General features: G+C 53.7%; 21 protein-coding genes. 16 read left to right on the top strand and 5 right to left on the bottom strand.

The genetic code is table 11. The annotated features are described in order from the left end of the window. Positions 1-20 precede the first annotated feature (20 nt). Positions 21-2,477: an ATP-dependent helicase HrpB gene (hrpB, locus tag FBY13_RS04955; protein WP_145393637.1), complete on the bottom strand. Its 2,457-nt coding sequence runs from the start codon at positions 2,475-2,477 to the stop codon at positions 21-23. Between the two features lie 75 nt (positions 2,478-2,552). On the opposite strand from hrpB, the gene thpR reads away from it, so the two are divergent. The 9 genes from thpR (at position 2,553) to panD (ending at position 9,620) form a co-directional block, all read left to right on the top strand. Further along, a complete protein-coding gene (thpR, locus tag FBY13_RS04950) occupies positions 2,553-3,080 on the top strand; it encodes an RNA 2',3'-cyclic phosphodiesterase (protein WP_063878453.1) in 528 nt (175 codons plus the stop codon). An 11-nt stretch (positions 3,081-3,091) separates the two neighbouring features. Beyond that, the gene (gene sfsA, locus FBY13_RS04945) at positions 3,092-3,796 is read left to right on the top strand and encodes a DNA/RNA nuclease SfsA (RefSeq protein WP_063878452.1); all 705 of its coding nucleotides are present in this window, start codon (positions 3,092-3,094) and stop codon (positions 3,794-3,796) included. A gap of 249 nt (positions 3,797-4,045) precedes the next feature. Beyond that, entirely contained in the window at positions 4,046-4,501 is a 456-nt protein-coding gene (gene dksA, locus FBY13_RS04940; protein ID WP_006117731.1) for an RNA polymerase-binding protein DksA, read from the top strand. Between the two features lie 70 nt (positions 4,502-4,571). Next, a complete protein-coding gene (gluQRS, locus tag FBY13_RS04935; protein ID WP_063878451.1) occupies positions 4,572-5,453 on the top strand; it encodes a tRNA glutamyl-Q(34) synthetase GluQRS in 882 nt (293 codons plus the stop codon). Between the two features lie 86 nt (positions 5,454-5,539). Then, positions 5,540-6,958: a polynucleotide adenylyltransferase PcnB gene (pcnB, locus tag FBY13_RS04930; RefSeq protein ID WP_208625032.1), complete on the top strand. Its 1,419-nt coding sequence runs from the start codon at positions 5,540-5,542 to the stop codon at positions 6,956-6,958. Beyond that, the gene (gene folK / locus FBY13_RS04925; protein ID WP_063878449.1) at positions 6,955-7,440 is read left to right on the top strand and encodes a 2-amino-4-hydroxy-6-hydroxymethyldihydropteridine diphosphokinase; all 486 of its coding nucleotides are present in this window, start codon (positions 6,955-6,957) and stop codon (positions 7,438-7,440) included. Before pcnB ends, folK begins: the two co-directional genes overlap by 4 nt. A gap of 83 nt (positions 7,441-7,523) precedes the next feature. Beyond that, a complete protein-coding gene (gene panB, locus FBY13_RS04920; protein WP_145393636.1) occupies positions 7,524-8,318 on the top strand; it encodes a 3-methyl-2-oxobutanoate hydroxymethyltransferase in 795 nt (264 codons plus the stop codon). A 15-nt stretch (positions 8,319-8,333) separates the two neighbouring features. Continuing rightward, the gene (gene panC, locus FBY13_RS04915; RefSeq protein WP_145393635.1) at positions 8,334-9,188 is read left to right on the top strand and encodes a pantoate--beta-alanine ligase; all 855 of its coding nucleotides are present in this window, start codon (positions 8,334-8,336) and stop codon (positions 9,186-9,188) included. A gap of 51 nt (positions 9,189-9,239) precedes the next feature. Then, positions 9,240-9,620: an aspartate 1-decarboxylase gene (gene panD / locus FBY13_RS04910; protein WP_063878446.1), complete on the top strand. Its 381-nt coding sequence runs from the start codon at positions 9,240-9,242 to the stop codon at positions 9,618-9,620. 55 nt (positions 9,621-9,675) lie between these two features. Here the strand turns inward: panD and FBY13_RS04905 are convergent, their stop codons facing one another. Together FBY13_RS04905 and FBY13_RS04900 are read right to left on the bottom strand one after the other, a co-directional pair. Continuing rightward, positions 9,676-10,446 carry an ABC transporter permease gene (locus tag FBY13_RS04905; RefSeq protein ID WP_063878445.1) on the bottom strand — a complete coding sequence of 257 codons (771 nt, stop codon included), beginning with the start codon at positions 10,444-10,446 and terminating at the stop codon, positions 9,676-9,678. Next, positions 10,443-11,369 carry an ABC transporter ATP-binding protein gene (locus tag FBY13_RS04900; protein ID WP_145393634.1) on the bottom strand — a complete coding sequence of 309 codons (927 nt, stop codon included), beginning with the start codon at positions 11,367-11,369 and terminating at the stop codon, positions 10,443-10,445. The genes FBY13_RS04905 and FBY13_RS04900 overlap by 4 nt, the downstream gene beginning before the upstream one ends. A gap of 106 nt (positions 11,370-11,475) precedes the next feature. On the opposite strand from FBY13_RS04900, the gene can reads away from it, so the two are divergent. After that, entirely contained in the window at positions 11,476-12,132 is a 657-nt protein-coding gene (can, locus tag FBY13_RS04895) for a carbonate dehydratase (RefSeq protein ID WP_172823888.1), read from the top strand. A 78-nt stretch (positions 12,133-12,210) separates the two neighbouring features. Here the strand turns inward: can and hpt are convergent, their stop codons facing one another. Then, on the bottom strand, positions 12,211-12,747 hold the full coding sequence (gene hpt, locus FBY13_RS04890; protein WP_096012086.1) for a hypoxanthine phosphoribosyltransferase: 537 nt from the start codon (positions 12,745-12,747) through the stop codon (positions 12,211-12,213). A 234-nt stretch (positions 12,748-12,981) separates the two neighbouring features. Here hpt and FBY13_RS04885 point away from each other — a divergent pair, with 234 nt between their 5' ends. Next, on the top strand, positions 12,982-14,265 hold the full coding sequence (locus FBY13_RS04885) for a cystathionine gamma-synthase family protein (RefSeq protein ID WP_063878441.1): 1,284 nt from the start codon (positions 12,982-12,984) through the stop codon (positions 14,263-14,265). Positions 14,266-14,267: 2 nt separating this feature from the next. Here FBY13_RS04885 and cueO read toward each other — a convergent pair whose 3' ends face one another. Next, positions 14,268-15,869 carry a multicopper oxidase CueO gene (gene cueO / locus FBY13_RS04880; RefSeq protein WP_145393633.1) on the bottom strand — a complete coding sequence of 534 codons (1,602 nt, stop codon included), beginning with the start codon at positions 15,867-15,869 and terminating at the stop codon, positions 14,268-14,270. 159 nt (positions 15,870-16,028) lie between these two features. Here cueO and FBY13_RS04875 point away from each other — a divergent pair, with 159 nt between their 5' ends. From FBY13_RS04875 to FBY13_RS04855, 5 genes are all read left to right on the top strand, one after another. After that, on the top strand, positions 16,029-16,376 hold the full coding sequence (locus FBY13_RS04875) for a YacC family pilotin-like protein (protein WP_063878440.1): 348 nt from the start codon (positions 16,029-16,031) through the stop codon (positions 16,374-16,376). 108 nt (positions 16,377-16,484) lie between these two features. Beyond that, positions 16,485-17,348, top strand: a complete 864-nt coding sequence (gene speE, locus FBY13_RS04870; RefSeq protein WP_063878439.1) for a polyamine aminopropyltransferase — start codon at positions 16,485-16,487, stop codon at positions 17,346-17,348. A 28-nt stretch (positions 17,349-17,376) separates the two neighbouring features. Beyond that, positions 17,377-18,186 (top strand): adenosylmethionine decarboxylase, encoded by an 810-nt coding sequence (gene speD, locus FBY13_RS04865; protein ID WP_013024649.1) that lies wholly within the window; start codon positions 17,377-17,379, stop codon positions 18,184-18,186. 667 nt (positions 18,187-18,853) lie between these two features. After that, on the top strand, positions 18,854-19,663 hold the full coding sequence (locus FBY13_RS04860) for an alpha/beta fold hydrolase (protein ID WP_255474419.1): 810 nt from the start codon (positions 18,854-18,856) through the stop codon (positions 19,661-19,663). 29 nt (positions 19,664-19,692) lie between these two features. Next, positions 19,693-20,865: a nucleotide disphospho-sugar-binding domain-containing protein gene (locus tag FBY13_RS04855; protein ID WP_145393632.1), complete on the top strand. Its 1,173-nt coding sequence runs from the start codon at positions 19,693-19,695 to the stop codon at positions 20,863-20,865. Positions 20,866-20,912 lie beyond the last annotated feature (47 nt).

Below are 20,912 nucleotides of genomic sequence, written 5' to 3'. Positions count from 1 at the left end.
GCATGGCAGAACCCTCTGAATTAATCAGAGGTTCCACCCTGTGACGTCTTCTTTTTTGTCCGTCTTGTCGGCAAGGCGGAAGCCGGATCGTCAGGCCAGGGATGTTTGGGATAACGCCCTTTCATCTCTTTTTGCACGTCCTTATAGGCACCACGCCAGAAAGCGGCGAGGTCACGGGTAATCTGCAAGGGCCGCTGGGCGGGCGATAACAGCTCCAGTACCAGTGGAATGCGCCCTTCTGCCACGCTTGGGTTGCTGGCTTCGCCGAACATTTCCTGGATGCGCACCGCCAGTGCAGGCGGTTTATCTGCATCATAGCGAACAGGCAGCCGACTTCCGGTGGGCACAGTGTAATGAGTTGGCAGCACAGTATCCAGCCGCTGACGTTGTGACCATGTGAGCAAATGTAAGAGCGCGCTGACCAGATTCACCGCCTGTAAACTTTTCAGATCACGCACCGTGGTCATCTGGGGCAGAAGCCAGTGTTCAAGCGTCTCGATCAGGCTGGCGTCGTCAACCTCAGGCCAGTGTTCCTCTGGCAACCACTGGGCCGCACACTGGATGCGCAGACGCAACTGTTCTGCCTCCGGCGTCCAGCCCAACACCGATAGCCCTTTCTTGCCAATCCAGCGTAGCATTGCCGCCTGCAAGACTTTTGCGTCGGGACGGGCTAGCGGCTGGGTTTTCAGTATCAATTCGCCAATCTGCTCGCGGCGCAACGTGCGTAACGTGCCCTTCTCCTCATCCCATTCCACCTCGGTGCGCTGTTCAATCAGCTGCGGACACTGCTGCGTCAGTGCCTCGATATCAACGGGAATCGCCATCAGGATACGCGCGTCGGGCGCGCTGCTGCCCTGTAACAAGGTGGGGGCAATTAACCATTCATAACGCGTCAGCGCCTGCTGTTCGTCCAGCATCGCGCCCAGGCCGTTAGCTAACTGATAGCGGCCGCTGTTATCGCGGCGACGTGCCAGACGGTCGCTGAAGCCGGCGGTCAGCAGGGCGGCAAAATGGTCTTCGTCTACCCGACCGCCCTTTACGCCGATGCGTTTTTGCCAGTGCTGTGCGCGGCGCTGCCACTGTGGCAATGGACGATAAAGCGCATCACGCAGATCGGCTCCGGCACTGCGAGGCGGATCTTCCAGAACCGCCACCAGCAAGGCCGCGCTGGCAACGGCGTCAGGGTCACTGCCTGCTGCACATAAAATAGCGCTGAGCCGGGCGTCGCTACCCAGTTGCGCCATGCGTCGTCCCTGGGCATTGAGGTGGCCCTGCTCGTCCAGAGCCCCAAGCCGCACCAGCTGCTGCTGCGCCGCACGCAGGTGTTTTTCCGGCGGCAGATCTATCCACTGCAATTGTTCGATACGGGTACAGCCCCACTGCAGCAACTCCAGCCACAACGACGCGAGATCGCTGTGCAAAATTTCTGCTTCGCTTTGCGCGGGCGCGCGTGAGGCCTGTTCCTGTGGTGTCAGATGCAGACAAATACCGGGCATGACACGTCCGGCTCGTCCGGCTCGCTGGGTCATGGACGCCTGACTGATGCGCTGAGTCTGCAAGCGCGTAACGCCGCTGCGAGCGTCAAACTGGGCTTTTCGCTCCAGGGCGCTGTCCACGACCAGCCGGATGCCTTCAATGGTTAAGCTGGTTTCGGCAATGTTGGTCGCCAGCACCACTTTGCGGCGTCCGCTGGCGGCAGGCAGGATGGCCCGTTGCTGGGCCGCAAGAGGAAGTGCACCATACAGCGGCGTTAAATCCACGTCGTCGTCAACGCGCGTCTCCAGTTCCCGTTTTACCCGCTCAATTTCGGCGATGCCGGGCAGGAACAGGAGCAGCGAGCCCGTTTCGTCGCGCAGTAACTGTGCGACTTCGCGCGCGACCGCATCATCAAAACGCAAGGTCTGGCTCAGCGCCGTATAGCGCCGTTCAACCGGATAGCTGCGCCCTTCAGAAGTAATCAAAGGAGCGTCCGGCAACAGTGCCGCCAGCCGCGCATTATCAAGCGTCGCCGACATCAGCAGGATTTTTAGATCTTCACGTAACCCCTGTTGCACATCCAGTAGCAGCGCCAGCGCCAGATCGGCCTGCAGGCTCCGCTCATGAAATTCATCCAGGATAACCAGCGACACGCCCTCCAGCATCGCATCCTGTTGCAGCATTCGGGTCAGAATGCCTTCGGTCACCACTTCAAGCCGGGTCATTGGCCCTGTGCAGTTTTCGCCGCGCATACGGTAGCCCACCGTCACGCCCGGTTGTTCACCCAACTGCTCGGCCAGGCGTTGCGCCACGTTGCGCGCGGCTAAACGGCGCGGCTCCAGCATAATAATGCGTCCCGGCAGGGCCTTGTGCTGTAAAAGCTGAAGTGGCAGCCAGGTGGATTTACCTGCGCCCGTGGGCGCGGCCAGCAGGATGTTTGAGGCATCATTAAGCGCACTCAGAAGGTCAGGCAACACCGCGCTGACGGGTAAATCACTCACCGCAAACTCCGCGAATGGCTATGTTAAGATGGCGCGCATTGTAGCACTCATCCGTGAGGATTGCCGGAGACCGCCATGGCGTTACAACGCTTATTTTTTGCTATTACCCCGCCTGACACGCTGCAGCAGCAACTGGTGCACTGGCGGGCACAAACCTTTCATGCGGAGGCTGGCCGCCCGATTGCGGCAGCGAACCTTCACCTGACGCTGGCTTTTCTGGGCGATGTGTCGGCTGGAACGTCACAGCAGTTGCAGGCCCTGGCGTCACGCATAAACCAGCCAGCATTTGACGTTGCGTTAGACGATGCAGGTCACTGGCCGCGCCCCGGCGTCGTGTGGCTGGGTTGCCAGCGCCCCCCGCGCGGCTTGTTGCAGTTGGCAAGCCTGCTGCGCGCTCAGGCCGCGCGACATGGCTGCGAACAACCGGCTCAGCCCTTTCATCCCCACGTCAGTCTGTTGCGTGCGGCGACCCAGCCTGTCGCCCTGCCGCCACGTGGCTTTCACTGGCAATTTACGGTCAGGCAATTTTCCCTTTTTGCCTCAGAGTACGCGCAAGGCCGGACACGCTACCGCACGCTGGCCAGTTGGCCGTTACTCTCTTAATCAGGAGCCTTATGCTTTTTTCTCCCGCTCTTAAACCCGCGCGTCTTATTACTCGCTACAAGCGTTTTCTGGCCGATGTTGTGACGCCCGAAGGCGAAACGCTGACGATACATTGCGCGAATACCGGCGCAATGACCGGCTGTGCCACGCCGGGCGATACCGTGTGGTACTCCACGTCTGACAGCCTGACGCGCAAATACCCGCACAGTTGGGAAATGACCGAGACGCAGCAAGGCCACTGGATCTGTGTCAATACGCTGCGCGCCAATCAACTGGTGCGTGAAGCGCTGGACGAAAACCGACTTTTACCGCTGACCGGCTACGCGAAATGTCAGGCGGAAGTTAAATACGGCAGTGAAAAAAGCCGAATTGATTTCCTGCTCAAAGCAGAGGAGCGACCTGAGTGCTATATTGAGGTGAAATCCGTAACGCTTTTACAGGAAGGTAAAGGCTATTTTCCGGATGCGGTGACGATTCGAGGGCAGAAACACCTGCGTGAGCTGAGTAAGGCTGCCGCAGAAGGTCATCGGGCCGTTTTGTTGTTTGCCGTTCTGCACTCGGGGATTGAGGACGTTTCCCCGGCGCGTCACATTGATGCTGCTTACGCAGAACAACTGGTACAGGCGCAGCTGAGTGGCGTGGAGATTTTGGCTTACCGGGCAGAACTGTCATCAGCAGGAATGTTTCTGACGACCGCCATTGACGTAACATTGTAATATCATTGGCATCGTTCTGTGATATGACTATCTTCTGTCAGGGGCTAACTACGCTGTTCCTCACAGGCTTGTCAAGATGCGATCAGGAATAATTGCCAACCTTGACTGCTTCTGTTATTTATAGCGGCCTGTTTTTTCCCCGTTGGGGGATCGATGTACCCAAGAGAGGGTCATCATTAAGGTTAGCGTGTATGCGCTTACCGATGGCAATCAAAGGGTATAGTGCGTGTTATCCAGGAGAGAAACAACATGCAAGAAGGGCAAAACCGTAAAACATCGTCCCTGAGTATTCTCGCCATCGCTGGGGTGGAGCCTTATCAGGAGAAGCCAGGCGAAGAGTATATGAATGACGCGCAACTGGACCATTTTCGCAAGATTCTGGAAGCCTGGCGCAATCAATTGCGGGACGAAGTCGATCGCACCGTTACACACATGCAGGATGAAGCTGCAAACTTCCCGGACCCGGTTGACCGTGCCGCTCAGGAAGAAGAGTTCAGCCTGGAACTGCGTAACCGCGACCGCGAGCGTAAGTTAATTAAGAAGATCGAAAAAACGCTGAAGAAAGTCGAAGACGACGACTTCGGCTATTGCGATTCCTGTGGCGTCGAGATCGGTATCCGCCGTCTTGAAGCGCGTCCTACTGCCGATCTGTGCATCGACTGTAAGACACTGGCAGAAATTCGTGAGAAGCAAATGGCGGGCTAATGTTGCCGTCTGACTGCAGCCACACGGCGGGAAAAGGCCATCTTTTTCCGCCGTCTGGTTCATAATGCCTATGTCATTCTCATCCTGCGTTGGGCGCTTTGCGCCATCCCCTTCCGGTGAACTCCATTTCGGCTCCCTGATTGCTGCGTTAGGCAGTTACCTCAGCGCTCGCGCACAGCATGGTCGCTGGCTGGTGCGTATTGAAGATATCGATCCGCCTCGTGAAGTCGCGGGTGCCGCAACGCGGATTCTGCAACAGCTGGAGCATTACGGCCTGAACTGGGATGGTGAGGTGATGTGGCAGTCGCAGCGTCATGACGCCTATCGTGACGCACTACAGTGGTTGAGAACGCAGCGTCAAAGTTATTTCTGCACCTGTTCGCGAAGCCGCATTCAGCAAACTGGCGGCTTTTACGATGGTCACTGTCGGGACCGGCAACATGGCCCCGATAAGGCAGCCCTGCGCCTGCGCCAGCATGCACCTGTCTATCGTTTTCAGGATCGGCTCAGGGGCGAGGTCGTCGCCGACAGGCGACTGGCTGAAGAAGATTTTATTATTCATCGTCGTGATGGGCTGTTTGCTTACAATCTGGCGGTGGTCGTGGACGATCATCATCAGGGCATCACAGAAATTGTGCGTGGGGCTGATTTAATTGAGCCAACGGTACGGCAGATTGCGCTTTATCAGCAATTCGGCTGGATGCCGCCGGACTATCTGCATTTGCCCCTGGCGATCACCGCTGATGGTCACAAACTTTCTAAACAAAATCATGCGCCCGCGCTGCCTGATGGGGATACACGTCCCTGCCTGGTACAGGCTTTACGCTTTCTGGGGCAGCCGGTTGGCGAAGGTTGGAAGGACAAAACGCAGGAGAAACTGCTGTCTGAGGCCGTGAAGCAGTGGAATATCGCTTTGATACCTCATGATAACGCCCTGATAACGGATGCATAGACAACAGCATTCTCAAATGATTCACAACAGGCTATGATTAGCCGCTGATTTTACCTACACCCTAATTGTCACTGTCGAGGTGTCCCATTTTTACCCGAGTAGCTAATTTTTGCCGGAAAGTCCTGAAGCGTGATGACGAGGAAGCACCAGCAGAGGTTGAACCTGAGAGTCATATGACCATCATTCCTCGTGAAAGCCACACCATCTCACGTAAAGACATCAGCGAAAATGCCCTCAAGGTGCTATATCGCCTGAATAAAGCCGGTTATGAAGCCTATCTTGTTGGCGGTGGCGTACGCGATTTGCTGCTGGGGCAGAAGCCGAAAGACTTCGACGTGACCACAAACGCCACGCCGGAGCAGATGCGTAAACTGTTCCGCAACTGCCGTCTGGTTGGTCGTCGTTTCCGTCTGGCGCACGTGATGTTTGGCCCGGAAGTGATCGAAGTGGCAACGTTCCGCGGTCATCATCAGATTGAAGAGACCACCGACGATCAGAACAACTCTCAGCGTGCCCAGAGCGGTATGCTGCTGCGCGACAACATTTTTGGCAACATCGAAGATGATGCCCAGCGTCGCGATCTGACCATCAACAGCCTCTATTACAGCGTGGCTGATTTTTCGGTGCGCGACTATGTTGGTGGGCTGAACGATCTGCAACAAGGCATCATTCGCCTGATTGGCGACCCGGAAACCCGTTATCGCGAAGATCCGGTGCGGATGCTGCGTGTCGCGCGTTTCGCTGCCAAACTGAATATGCGCATTGCGCCTGAAACGGCCGAGCCGATTCCACGCCTGGCGTCGTTGCTACGTGACGTGCCCGCCGCGCGCCTGTTTGAAGAGTCGCTAAAGCTGCTGCAGGCCGGCTATGGCTACAGTACCTGGCTTAAACTGTGTGAATACCAGTTATTTCAGCCGCTGTTCCCGACGCTGGCGCGTAACTTTACCGAGAACGGCGACAGCCACATGGAACGCATGCTGGCGCAGGTGCTGAAGAACACCGATAACCGTATTCAGAATGATATGCGGGTTAATCCGGCGTTTCTGTTTGCCGCGATGTTCTGGTATCCCCAGCTTGAAGCCGCCGAACGCATTGCGCAGGAAAGTGGCCTGACCTATTACGATGCCTTTGCCCTGGCAATGAACGATACGCTGGATGAAGCCTGCCGTGCGCTGGCGATCCCTAAACGCATCACATCGTTAATTCGTGATATCTGGCAGCTGCAGTTACGCATGTCTCGTCGCCATGGTAAGCGAGCCTGGAAGCTGATGGAGCATCCGAAGTTCCGCGCCGCTTATGACCTGCTTTCTTTGCGGGCTGAGGTAGAAAATAACCCGGAACTGCTGCGTCTGAGTAAGTGGTGGGGCGAGTTCCAGGTGGCCGCGCCGCCACAGCAGAAAACCATGCTGAATACGCTGGGAGACGATCCGGCACCACGCAGCCGCACACGTCGCCCACGTCGCCGTTCAACGGCTCCGCGTCGTGATAACAATAGCGCGTCATGACACGTGTGTTTCTGGCACTAGGCAGTAACCTTGCCGATCCGCTGCATCAGATTGATGCAGCGCTGTCAGCGCTGGATGCACTCCCTGATACACAGCGCGTGGCGACCTCCGCTTTTTACCGGACGCCGCCCTACGGCCCACCGGACCAGCCCGATTATCTCAATGCGGCCGTAGCTCTCGATACCGCGTTGTCTGCCGAGGCGCTGCTGGACCAGACGCAGCGCATTGAGCAGGAACACGGTCGCGTTCGCAAGGCCGAGCGCTGGGGACCACGCACGCTGGATATTGATATCATGCTGTTTGGTACGGCCAGCCTCAACAGCGACCGTCTCACCGTGCCGCATTATGATTTGCTTAATCGCGCATTTATGCTGGTTCCGTTGCTGGAGATTGCCCCCGATCTGAGCCTGCCAGATGGTCGGTCGCTTAAACCAATCCTGGCACAGCTGGACCGTTCCAGCATCCGACCATGGCACAGCTAAGCACCTAATCACACTTCATGGATTCCGCTCTGCAACACTATCCAGTAAAATGCGCCAATCTGAATTTCTGAGTTGAGAGCACCATGAAACCCACCACCATTTCTCACCTGCGTCAGTGGAAAGAAAGCGGCAAAAAATTCGCCACCCTGACCGCCTACGAGTTTAGTTTTGCCCGACTGTTTGCCGATGAAGGCATTCAGGTCCTGCTGGTGGGCGATTCACTTGGAATGACCGTGCAAGGCCATGACTCAACGTTGCCCGTTACGGTAAATGACATTGCCTACCATACCGCTGCAGTGCGCCGTGGCGCGCCTCAGTCGCTTTTGCTGGCTGACCTGCCCTTTATGAGTTATGCCACGCCTCAGCAAACCTTTGATAATGCGGCGCAATTGATGCGCGCCGGTGCCAATATGGTGAAACTGGAAGGCGGCGCATGGCTGGCGGACAGCGTACGAATGCTGACGGAGCGCGCCGTTCCGGTTTGCGGGCATCTGGGATTAACGCCGCAGTCCGTGAATATTTTTGGTGGCTATAAAGTGCAGGGCCGCGATGAAGCGGGCGCAGAGCAGCTTCTGGCTGATGCCCTGGCCCTGGAGGCGGCGGGTGCACAGCTGCTTGTGCTGGAGTGCGTCCCTGTTGCGCTGGCACAGCGCGTGACCCAGGCACTGGCGATTCCGGTTATTGGTATCGGCGCAGGCAATGTCACTGACGGTCAGATACTGGTCATGCATGACGCCCTGGGCATCACTGGCGGACATGTTCCCAAATTTGCTAAAAATTTCCTGGCGGAGACGGGCGATATTCGGGCGGCCATTCGCCAATATATTGCCGAAGTTGAAGCAGGACGCTACCCCGCCGTGGAACACAGTTTCCAGTAATTCAGGAGAATTGCCGTGCTGATCATCGAAACTCTGCCCATGTTACGCCGCGACGTTCGTCGCTGGCGCGAGCAAGGTAAACGCATCGCGTTGGTGCCGACTATGGGCAATCTGCACGAAGGACATTTGACGCTGGTCGACGAGGCACGTGAACGGGGTGATATCGTGATCGTGTCCATTTTCGTCAACCCCATGCAGTTTGATCGTCCTGACGATTTGGCCCGCTATCCGCGCACGCTTCAGGAGGATTGCGAAAAGCTGAACCGCCATGCGGTCGATGTGGTGTTTGCCCCCTCACCTGCGGAGGTTTATCCTCAGGGATTGGACAATCAGACGTTTGTGGACGTCCCCGTGTTGTCATCGCTGCTGGAAGGCGCGAGTCGTCCCGGCCATTTTCGCGGCGTCGCGACCATCGTCAGTAAATTATTCAATCTGGTTCAGCCCGATATTGCCTGCTTCGGTGAGAAAGATTTTCAGCAGTTAGCCATCATTCGTAAAATGGTGGCGGATATGGGTTTCGACATTGAGATTATTGGTGTGCCCACGGTGCGCGCCAAAGACGGTCTGGCACTCAGTTCACGCAATGGTTATCTCACTGATGATGAACGCAAGTTGGCCCCCGCGCTGAGCCAGGTGATGAATGAGATGGCAGCCCGACTGGCTAATGGCGAGCGGCAGATTGACGATATTATTGATGCCGCGAATCTGTCGCTGCAGGAAAAAGGCTTTCGCCCGGACGGTCTGGCAATCTGTGATGCAGAAACGCTACAGCCTCTGACGGTGGACAGTCAGCGTGCCGTGGTTTTAATGGCGGCCTGGCTGGGGAACGCACGGCTGATCGATAATCAACAGGTCGACCTCACGCAGTAAAGGCTGCGGGTTGAAGGTCGTATTTTTGGCTGTTTAACAAGGTTTCTGACTATGATTCGCACGGTTTTACAAGGCAAATTGCATCGCGTGAAAGTGACGCAGGCGGACCTGAACTATGAAGGCTCCTGCGCCATCGATCAGGATTTCCTTGATGCTTCTGGCATCCTGCAATATGAAGCCATTGATATTTATAACGTTACCAACGGTCAGCGTTTCTCCACCTATGCCATCGCGGCCGAACGTGGCTCGAAAATCATTTCGGTAAACGGTGCAGCGGCTCGCTGTGCCTGCGAAGGCGATATCCTGATTATTTGCTCCTATGTGCAGGTCGATGATGCACAAGCCCGCCAGTGGCAGCCCAACGTGGCCTACTTTGAAGGGGATAATCAGATGAAGCGCCTCGCAAAAGCGCTGCCGGTACAGCTGGCATAGGTCAGTTGGCATAAAAAAGCAGCGATATCGCTGCTTTTTTTTGCCCGTTACTGCATCAGGTGCGCAATCCACGCCCGCGCTGGATCAGGAAGTACACCGCGATATAGAACACCACGATAAAGGCAATCAGAACCGATAAGGTCAGGGCCAGTGGCACGTCGTGGATACCGAGAAAGCCAAAGCGGAAGCCGCTTATCATGTATACCACCGGGTTCAGCTTTGAAATCGCCTGCCACACTGGCGGTAACAACGTCAGCGAATAGAATACGCCGCCCAGGTAGGTTAATGGCGTCAGCACAAAGGTGGGAATCAGGCTGATGTCGTCAAAGGTGCGGGCAAACACCGCATTGATCAGGCCCGCCAGCGAAAACAGCACGGCAGTGAGCAGCAGCGTGATGGCAACCATCATCCAGGAGTGCACATGGAACGGCACGAAAAACAGCGAGACGGCCGTGACCAGCACACCAACACAAACCCCGCGTGCCACACCGCCACCGACGTAGCCCGCAATAATGATGTGCGTCGGCACCGGTGCCACCAGCAGCTCTTCGATATTGCGCTGAAATTTGGCGCTAAAGAACGAGGAAGCCACGTTGGCATAGGCGTTGGTGATCACCGACATCATGATCAATCCAGGCACAATAAACTGCATGTAGCTGAACCCATTCATATCGCCGATGCGCGCACCGATAAGGTTACCGAAGATAATAAAATAAAGCGTCATGGTGATGACGGGCGGCACCAACGTCTGAATCCAGATACGGGCGAAACGGTTCACCTCCCTGGCCCAGATGCTCTTTAACGCCACCCAGTACAAATGTGTCATGCTTTAGCTCCTGTTTTTCCTTGCGTCAGGCCGACGAACAGCTCTTCCAGACGATTCGCTTTGTTGCGCATACTCAGTACCTGTACGCCCTGGGCGCTGAGCTGGCTAAATACACTGTTCAGCCCCTGCTCGCGTAGCACTTCCACTTCCAGCGTCGAGGTATCAACCAGCCGGTACTGGAAACCTTCCAGCGACGGCAACGGACTGCGCGGGGCCAGATCCAGGATGAACGTTTCTGATTTCAGCTTTGAAAGCAGAGATTTCATTGAGGTGTTTTCTACCAGTTCACCATTTTGAATAATGCCGATGTTGCGGCACAGCATTTCGGCCTCTTCAAGATAGTGAGTGGTCAGGATAATGGTGGTGCCCTGGGCATTGAGATCTTTCAGAAACACCCACATTGAGCGGCGCAGTTCAATATCAACCCCGGCAGTGGGTTCATCCAGAATCAGCAATTTAGGCGAATGCATCAGGGCACGGGCGATCATCAGGCGACGTTTCATCCCGCCGGACAGCATCCGCGCCCGCTCATTGCGTTTTTCCCACAGGTCGAGCTGTTTCAGATGCTTTTCCGCACGCTGAAGCGCTTCACGGCGCTCAACGCCATAGTAACCGGCCTGATTCACCACGATCTGCATGACCGTCTCAAACGGGTTGAAGTTAAACTCCTGTGGGACAAGGCCCAACTGGCGTTTGGCATTGACCACGTCTTTTTCCAGATCGTGGCCGAAGACGCGTACGCTTCCCTCAGACTTATTCACCAGCGAACTGATAATGCCGATAGTGGTTGATTTACCCGCGCCGTTAGGTCCCAGTAGTGCATAAAAATCACCGGCTTCGACGTTGAGATCGATGCCCTTGAGCGCCTGTACGCCGCCGGGATAGGTCTTGGTCAGCCGGGAAAGTTCCAGTGCATAGGTCATTCTGAATACATACCCTGTTTTGTGGCATTGTAATGCCGTTTGAATTTAGGAAGCCTTCGCCTATAGTACGCGCACGCAAATGCGCAGTAACAGGTTGCTTAACGCCATGACAGATATTGATACCCTGATCAGTAATAACCGCGAATGGTCCACATTACTGGTCAAAGAAGATCCCGGCTTTTTTGAGCGACTGGCTCAGGCGCAAAAACCGCGTTTCCTTTGGATTGGCTGTTCAGACAGCCGCGTACCCGCCGAACGTCTCACCGGCCTTGAACCCGGCGAACTGTTTGTTCATCGCAACGTTGCCAACCTGGTGGTTCATACCGACCTCAACTGCCTTTCTGTCGTGCAATACGCCGTTGAAGTGCTGGAAGTTGAACACATCATCGTGTGCGGCCACTATGGTTGCGGCGGTGTGCAGGCCGCAATGGATAATCCAGAGCTCGGTCTTATTGATAACTGGCTGCTGCACATTCGCGATCTCTGGTACAAGCATAGCGTGTTGCTGGGAGAACTCCCGCCGGATAAACGCCTGGATAAACTCTGCGAAATCAACGTCGTTGAGCAGGTTTATAATCTGGGGCATTCCACTATTCTGCAATCCGCCTGGAAGCGCGGACGCAAAGTTTCGCTGCATGGCTGGGTTTACGGTATCCAGGATGGCTGCCTGCGTAACCTTGATGTTACGGCAAGCAGCCGGGAAAACCTTGAGCAACGCTATCGTCACGGCATGGCCAATCTGTTGGTTAAGGGCGATTTTTAGCGCCAGTAACCGCTGTGCGCGACAAGCCTACACGAAATGAAGGGCGCGGGCCTTGGAAGAATGTGCGGTAAACGGCATTCAGTCTTCGAGCGGCACCACTTTGCCAATGTAAGGCAGATGGCGATAATGCTGCGCATAGTCAATGCCAAAGCCCACGACAAACTCGTCAGGAATGGAAAAGCCCACGTATTCAACCCTGACGTCGACTTCACGGCGTTCAGGCTTGTCCAGCAGGGTACAAATCGCCAGTGATTTTGGCTCACGCAGACGCAGGATCTCGCGCACTTTGGAAAGCGTGTTACCGGAGTCGATGATGTCTTCGACGATTAATACGTCTTTACCCCGAATATCTTCATCCAGATCTTTGAGGATTTTGACATCCCGGGTCGTGGACATACCGCTGCCGTAACTGGATGCGGTCATAAAATCGACTTCGTGTGGCACGTCAATGACGCGGCATAAATCAGCCATAAACATGAACGAGCCACGAAGTAGCCCCACCAGCACCATATCACTGCCGCTGTCGCGGTAATGGGCGGTAATCTCTTTGCCCAGTTCAGCAATGCGCGCGGCGATTGCCTCTTCAGGGATCATTACGTCAACAGTATGTTTCATTGCCTTCTGCCTGGTAGCTCACAAAGCCACGCAGTTTATCATAGTAGAACTGAGTACTGACGCCGCACGGAAATAGCAAACGTTTACGTGCGGTAAAATTCTTCACCTGCGTTCAGGCTGTTGCATCTTCAGCATTACCTTAGAACAATACGGCATTTAGCAGCATTAATTACTGCATGATACGATTTTAACAACATATCGTTATGCGGTTAACGACCTTATTGGGAGATCTCCATGGCCTTACCCTCAAGTAAGAAAACGCACGTTGGCGATCGTCAACTGCATCCTGAAACGCAGATGCTGAATTATGGCTACGATCCTCGCCTGTCTGAAGGGGCGGTTAAGCCGCCGGTGTTTCTTACCTCAACCTTTGTTTTTGACAGCGCAGAAGAAGGCCGCGACTTTTTCGATTACGTTTCAGGCCGCCGTCAGCCGCCAGAAGGCAAAAGCGGCGGACTGGTCTATTCCCGCTTTAATCATCCTAACAGTGAGATCGTTGAAGACAGACTGGCAATCTATGAACAGGCAGAAAGCTGTGCCTTGTTCGCCTCCGGTATGGCAGCCATTTCGACAACGCTGTTAACCTTTGCAAGGCCGGGTGACGTCATTTTGCATTCTCAGCCGCTGTATGGTGGTACGGAAACGCTGCTGAGTAAGACACTGCATAATCTGAACATCAACGCGGTTGGCTTTAGTGACGGGCACGATGAGGCCAAAGTGCGCGATGCGGCACATAGCGCGATGGCGTTGGGACGGGTTGCGCTGATTCTGGTGGAAACACCGGCTAACCCGACTAACAGCCTGGTCAATATTGCCCTGATGGCACGCATCGCCGACGACATTGCACGGCAACAGGGTTCACGTCCGGTGGTCGCCTGTGATAACACGCTGCTGGGCCCAATTTTTCAGCAGCCTTTGACGCTGGGTGCAGATCTCTCGCTTTATTCTCTGACCAAATACGTGGGCGGGCACTCCGATCTCATCGCTGGCGCGGTGATGGGTAACAAAACGCTGATGACGCAAATTCGTGCCCTGCGTAGCGCGATTGGCACACAGTTGGACCCGCACTCAAGCTGGATGATTGGCCGTTCGCTGGAAACGCTGTCGTTGCGCATGGAGAAAGCGTTTCACAATGCCGAAGCCGTCGCCGCCTTTTTGCGCCCTCATCCCAAAGTCGCAGCGCTGCACTGGTTACCCTACCTGGATGCAGAAAGCCCTGCAGGCAGAACGTATCGTGAACAGTGCAGCGGCGCCGGATCAACGTTCTCTTTTGACATTGTTGGCGGACAGCCCGCGGCGTTTCGCTTTCTCAATGCGCTTTCACTGTTTAAACAGGCCGTCAGCCTGGGCGGCACCGAATCGCTTGCCAGCCATCCCGGCACCACCACCCATTCTGGCGTGCCTGATGCAGTGCGTCAGCGGATTGGCATCACCGACGCGACGATACGATTATCTATCGGCATCGAAAACGCCGGCGACCTGGTAGAGGATATCCGGCTGGCCCTTGAACGTGCCTGAGGTCAGGTCACGGTAAAACCCAGCATCATTCCGGTATCTTCATGCTCCAGCAAATGACAATGGGCCATATACGCATGATCGGCGGCGGCAAGGTGGTTGAAACGGACCAGCACTTCGCTGCGCCAGCCGTCGACATTCACCATGTCTTTCCAACCCTGACGATGAGCGGCAGGCGGTTTACCGTTTTCTGAAAGAATGCGGAACTGTGTACCGTGAATATGGAAAGGATGCAGCATGCTGTCGCCTTCGCCGGAAATGGTCCATTTTTCGAGGGTGCCCTGCTTCACGTCAAAGGCTGGCCGGGTCATATCAAACGGCAGGCCGTTGATTTTATTTCCGTTGTGAAAATCATAGGTCGCCGCAGCCTTCTCACCCTGGTCCATATTCTGGTGATCCATCGTCTGCGCATCGCCATCATGTTTCATCCCACTCGCATCGTTGCCCATCGCCATATCATGGTCCGCCCCTTTCCCCATGGCTTTCTCACCATAGCGCGCCATCAGCGCCTGCATCCCCTGTTGATCCAACTGCGGATCCATACTGAGCTGCAGCCAGCGCGTTGTCAGGTTTTCTGTTTTCGGCACGGCCGGCAGCGTCGCTAACTGGTCAGGTAAGGTTGCGCTGGCCATGATCCGCAGCGGCAAGATATTCACCAATGGTAAGGGGTGATCGAAAGGTGCCAGCGCCATGCCCATTTGCGTGACGGGCAGCGTAACGATATCAAAGGCGTTGCCGTCTGAGGTATCGATCATGATCTCAAAGCGTTCACCCGGCAGCAGCGGGAGCGAGTCTAGTTTGACCGGCTCAGACAGCAGTCCGCCGTCGCTGGCGATAACATACAAAGGGCGCTTGTCGCTGGCAGCAATATGCAGAGAACGGGCATTACAGCCGTTAAGCAGCCTCAGACGGAGCCAGCCACGCGGGACGGCATGCTGGGGATACTGCACGCCATTAGTGAGCATCATGTCGCCAAACCAGCCTACCGCCGCGCGCATGACATCCAGTTGGTAATCGATACGCTCGCCCGACGGCGTCAGCTGCTTGTCCTGAAAAATAAGCGGCACATCGTCCGTGCCCCACTGGCTGGGCAGACGGAGCGTGCCTGACGCCTGATCTTCCAGCACGATTAACCCCGCCAGCCCTTGTGCGACCTGATGACCGGTTTTGCCATGCAGATGGGGATGATACCAGCAGGTTGCCGCTGGCTGATCCGGGGTGAACGTAACCTGACGCATCGCGCCCGGCGCAATAATGCCCTGTGGGCCGCCGTCGACCTCGCCGGGGATTTCCAGGCCGTGCCAGTGCAGCGTCGTCGCCTCCCTGAGCCGGTTATGGATGTTAATGGTGGCCGTCGTCCCCCTTTTCAGGCGAATAGCCGGCCCCAGCAGGCTGCCGTTGTAGCCCCAGGTGGGCACCGCTTTCCCCTGCCATTGCGTGCTGCCCTCCATCGCCGTCAGGCTGTACTGGCCTTTGGCATCCGCCTCCAGCAACGCGGGGATGGGAAGCGGCGGTCGGCTGGCTGCCATGAGCGAGCGGCTCCAGAGCGGTAGCGCACCCGCAGCGCCCAGTGCCGCGCTGAGTTTCAAAAAGTGGCGACGTTGCATAATCAGCATCCTTGTAACGAAATGACCTGAAGCCTAAACCCTGCCCTTATGGCAAGGTCAAGCCCTGCCACACAGAATGCCCCGAAAAACGTAAATTGATCGAAAATCTTTACATAACTGTGCTAACGTCTCTAAGACTCCTATCAGATGAGAATAACTATGAAGAAAAGCATCAAGATCCTGCTGCTGGCGGGACTCTTCGGCTTCTCCTCCACCAGCTTTGCCCTGAGCGAATCCGAAGCAGAAGATCTTGCCGATCTCACTGCGGTATTCGTTTATTTAAAAAATGATTGTGGCTACCAGGATTTGCCCGATGCGCAGATTCGTAAGGCGTTGGTGTTTTTTGCCCAGCAGAACCGCTGGGATTTAAGCAATTACAACAACTACAACATGAAGGCACTCGGCGAAGCCAGCTATCGTGATTTAAGCGGTATCGCTATTGCTAACGACAAAAAATGTAAGTCGTTGGCCCGAGACTCTCTCAGCCTGCTTGCCTATGTAAAATAGCGCGCCAGCCCGCTCTCCCGCCAGACATTTGCCCGTGCAACGACTATCATAGTTAGCTATGATGTCCCGCCGATTTTCAGGGTGATGTCACGAAAGGAGAGCCCCATCATGGCCCAAAATGAGATGTGGTATGAAACACTTCATACCGGCTTTGGCCAGTATTTTACCGTCGATAAGCAGCTTTATCGTGATAAAACGGCCCACCAGGATTTAATCATCTTTGAAAACGCGGCAATGGGTCGCGTCATGGCGCTGGATGGCGTGGTGCAAACCACTGAACGTGATGAGTTTATCTATCACGAAATGATGACGCACGTGCCGTTGCTGGCTCACGGTTCGGCGAAAAGCGTGCTGATCATTGGCGGCGGCGACGGTGCCATGTTGCGCGAAGTGTCCCGCCACTCTGCTATCCAAAAAATCACCATGGTCGAGATTGATGCTGGCGTGGTCACCTTTTGCCGCCAGTATTTGCCCAACCACAGTGCCGGGGCTTATGACGACCCGCGGCTGAATCTGGTGATTGATGACGGTGTTAATTTCGTTAATCACACGACTGAAAAGTTCGACGTTATTATCTCTGACTGCACCGATCCTATTGGTCCTGGCGAAAGTCTGTTTACCTCTGAATTTTATGCGGGCTGTAAAAACGCCCTGAATGAAAACGGTATTTTCGTTGCCCAAAACGGCGTGTGCTTCCTGCAGCAGGATGAGGCGGTTAACAGCCATCGCAAACTCAGTCACTATTTTCAGGACGTCAGCTTTTATCAGGCCGCTATCCCGACTTACTACGGCGGCATCATGACCTTTGCCTGGGCAAGCGACAATCCGGCGTTACGCCAGCCCGATCCTGCCATACTGCAAGCGCGTTTTGAGGCCTCTGGCCTGAACTGCCGTTACTATACACCGGCAATCCACACTGGCAGCTTTGCCCTGCCACAATATCTGTTGAATGCACTGGAAGACCCGCGCTGACTGGGCATTTATAAGGGGGTGAGTAAAATTGCAAAAGCTAAAACTACATGGCTTCAATAACCTGACCAAAAGCCTGAGTTTTTGTATCTACGATATTTGCTATGCAAATACTGAAGCTGAACGTGATGGTTATATTGCTTACATTGACGAGCAATACAATGCCAATCGCCTGACAGAAATTCTGACCGAAACCTGTTCGATCATTGGCGCGAATGTTCTCAATATCGCGCGTCAGGATTATGAGCCACAGGGTGCCAGCGTAACCATTCTGGTGAGTGAAGAGCCCATCGATCCCAAAGATATTGATACCTCTGAGCATCCGGGGCCGCTGCCAAATTCTGTGGTCGCGCATCTGGATAAAAGCCATATTTGTGTCCATACCTACCCAGAGAGCCACCCTGAAGGCGGCCTTTGCACCTTCCGTGCTGACATTGAAGTGTCGACCTGTGGCGTGATTTCCCCCCTTAAGGCACTCAATTATCTGATTCACCAGTTGGAGTCAGATATCGTCACTGTGGATTATCGCGTACGGGGTTTTACACGTGACGTGAACGGCGTGAAACATTTTATCGACCATGAGATTAATTCTATTCAGAACTTTATGTCTGAGGACATGAAGGGCATGTACGACATGGTTGATGTTAACGTTTACCAGGAAAATATCTTTCACACCAAGATGTTATTAAAAGAGTTCGATTTAAAACACTATCTTTTCAATACCCGTCCTGAAGATCTTACGCCTCAGGAACACAAGCGTATTACCGACCTGCTGTGGAAAGAAATGCGCGAGATTTATTACGGCAGAAATATTCCGTCAGTGGGATTAAAAACGTACTAATCAACTTACCGCTGCAACGCCCCCGTGATTGGGGGCCATTTTCTCCCCTCTTGCCTGACCGTAACGCCTCCTGCCATTCGACTCAAACACGACTTATTTCTCGCCGAAAACCAGGATAGCGCTGTTATAACGGATTTTTCGTCATTTCACTGCTTTCATCGGGCTATCTGCTGCGGTGTGTACCGCTTCCTGTTCGCAGAACCTGTCTTATCTTTTCCTCTGTTTTATCGCGGTGAACCCTGCCACTCTCCGGCATCGCTTACCTTTTCCAGCGATAACGAATGAATTAATACAAACAGACAGGACTAAACACCAAATCTCATCGTTATCTCCGCCAGGAAACATTAATTTATTTAACCTTAAAAACTATCATGCCAATCGTTAAACTGAAGCCTTACGCATGTGCTTCGATCCCAGCCCCGCCTGAAATTCCTTGAACCTCGTCACAGTAAGGACGCGAAAAACATAAGCTTAATTTGTCATTAAAACTAAGCAACATCAGTAGGATTACAAAAATTATGATAAAAAACCTTAATTATCATTAATATAAAAAACAGCCTTTTAAAAACTCAAATAAAACATAAAAATCGCTTAATGATCACAACACCCTGTGCTATACATTAGAAAATTTTACGATTTGCAGGTACTTGTTGGTGAGGAGAGTGATATGAGTCACGAATGTTCCGTCCTAAACATAAATGAACTTAACGTTTATGTGGAGTTAACAAAATGCAGCGTTCCTACGCGTAACAGGACCATCCTGATCAATGGTGCGCTGGCAACGTCTTCTTCATTTCGCAACTGGAAACGGTTCCTGGCAGACAAATCCGATGTGATTACCTTCGATTTACCGTTTTCTGGCAAATCGAAGCCTTTCAACGAGCAGGACTGTAATATCGTCACGCTGGATGATGAAGTGGCCATCATCCGGGAAATTATTTCAATCTATAAGCCGAACATTATCGCTTCCGCCTCATGGGGCGGCGCATCCACGCTGAAGCTGTTACATAACGGCGAAGAGGGCCTGGAACACGCCATTATTGCGTCTTACTCTTTCGAATTTAACGATCGTATGCGCACCTACGTTAAGCAGGCAAACCTGTACTCGAAAGAGAAAAAGTTTGTCGATCTTGCCCATTTGATGAATGAGGAAGTGGGTGCGTATTTGCCGAATAAAATGAAATTCTGCAACTTCAGGCACCTGACCACGCTGGATGAGATTGAGTACCGGCAGGGGCGTTTCCACCTGGAGCAAATCTCTAACATTCGCAATCATGACTACAAGCGCATTATCGATAATTCGGCATGTCAGTTTCACTTCATCAATGGCGATCTGGATATTCATACTCCACAGAAAAACATTGAAGAGATATGCGGGGAATCAGATAAAACACGCTTTTATCAAATCAGAGAATGCGGGACACTTTTTAGACCTGGAAGGAAAGGTCAGCCGGGAGCGAACCGCCGCCGCCTTTAATACCATTTTTAGTCAAATTGGTGTCTGAAATGAAAGTGATTATTGGCGCTCTGGGCTCGGCAGGTGATGTTTTTCCCTGTATTGAAGTGGGTTCGCTCCTGAAAGAGAAACATCACGATGTTTACCTGCTCGCTAACGACTATTTCAGGTCAGAAGCGGTGTCTCGCGGACTTTCCTTTGTTGCCGTCGGCGATAAAGAAACCTACGTGAACGCAGTACAGGATCGATCCTTATGGGAAAAGAAGCATTCTTTAAAACGGATTTCGTACTATATGGCGGAACAGCAGGAAGCCATGTTCGATGCCATGAGCGCCCTTGTCGACGATGACTGCATCATCATTCATTCTTTATGGTGCTTTGCGGCGAAAGCCGTAAGCGATAAATATCAGATAAAGAAATACGCAATCAGCCTGACCAATTCAAATTTAAAATTGCAGCCCGGACGACTCATCAACGCGCTGGAAAAAAGCTTTAAGGTAAATTTGAACTGGAAGCTGGCCTTATTTCAACGAGCGCTGGTTTCACCCACGCTTCAGGACACAATAGACAAATTACGCCGCGACAATAACCTGCCCGCTTGTCGTAATATTTATGCCGATTGGGTAAGCAGCGAACAGCATACAATCGTGTTATATGAATCCTGGTTCTATCAAAAAAAGGCGCGCGACGGATTTTATGCGGGCTTTCTGCTTAACAAAAGTCGCGCATCCTCGGATGACGATCGCATTACTGCTTTTATCGACTCGCGCACGGTGGTCTTTTTTACCAGTTGGGCGCTGGCGGAGAAAAAATCGGTTGCCCCGATATTGCAGGATTTAAAGGATGAGGGACTGAAGTGCGTTCTTGTTACGCCAACGGCAAAAGCGTTATCGGTAAAAGATGACGTTATGACCGTGCCTCAGTTGAATATTGCGCTGGCAGAAACGTGCTTATTTGCCATTCATCATGGCGGCATTGGGACGACCGCGCAGTTACTCAAAAATGGCGTGCCCCAACTCATCTATCCTCGCGCGTTCGATCAGTTTGAAAATGCCCGTGCCCTGGAACGGTTGGCCTGTGGACTGAAAGGAAAAGGGATCGGGGAGATCAGAAAAATGGCGGCGCTTTCACGTCAAAAGAAACACAATTGCGACTTTTATGCCGCGCAACTTGATCAACAAAACAATAAAGGCCAGGAACTGGAACGCTTTCTGACCCGTTAAACTATCTGGCTAATGCCGCCAACTTGCCAGACATCCGTTACGATGTC

It is taken from the genome of Pantoea sp. SJZ147 (genome assembly GCF_007828605.1).
Lineage (GTDB): Bacteria > Pseudomonadota > Gammaproteobacteria > Enterobacterales > Enterobacteriaceae > Pantoea > Pantoea allii.
The sequence above is the reverse complement of the archived record's forward strand: the minus strand, read 5'-3'. Positions and strand labels throughout refer to the sequence as shown.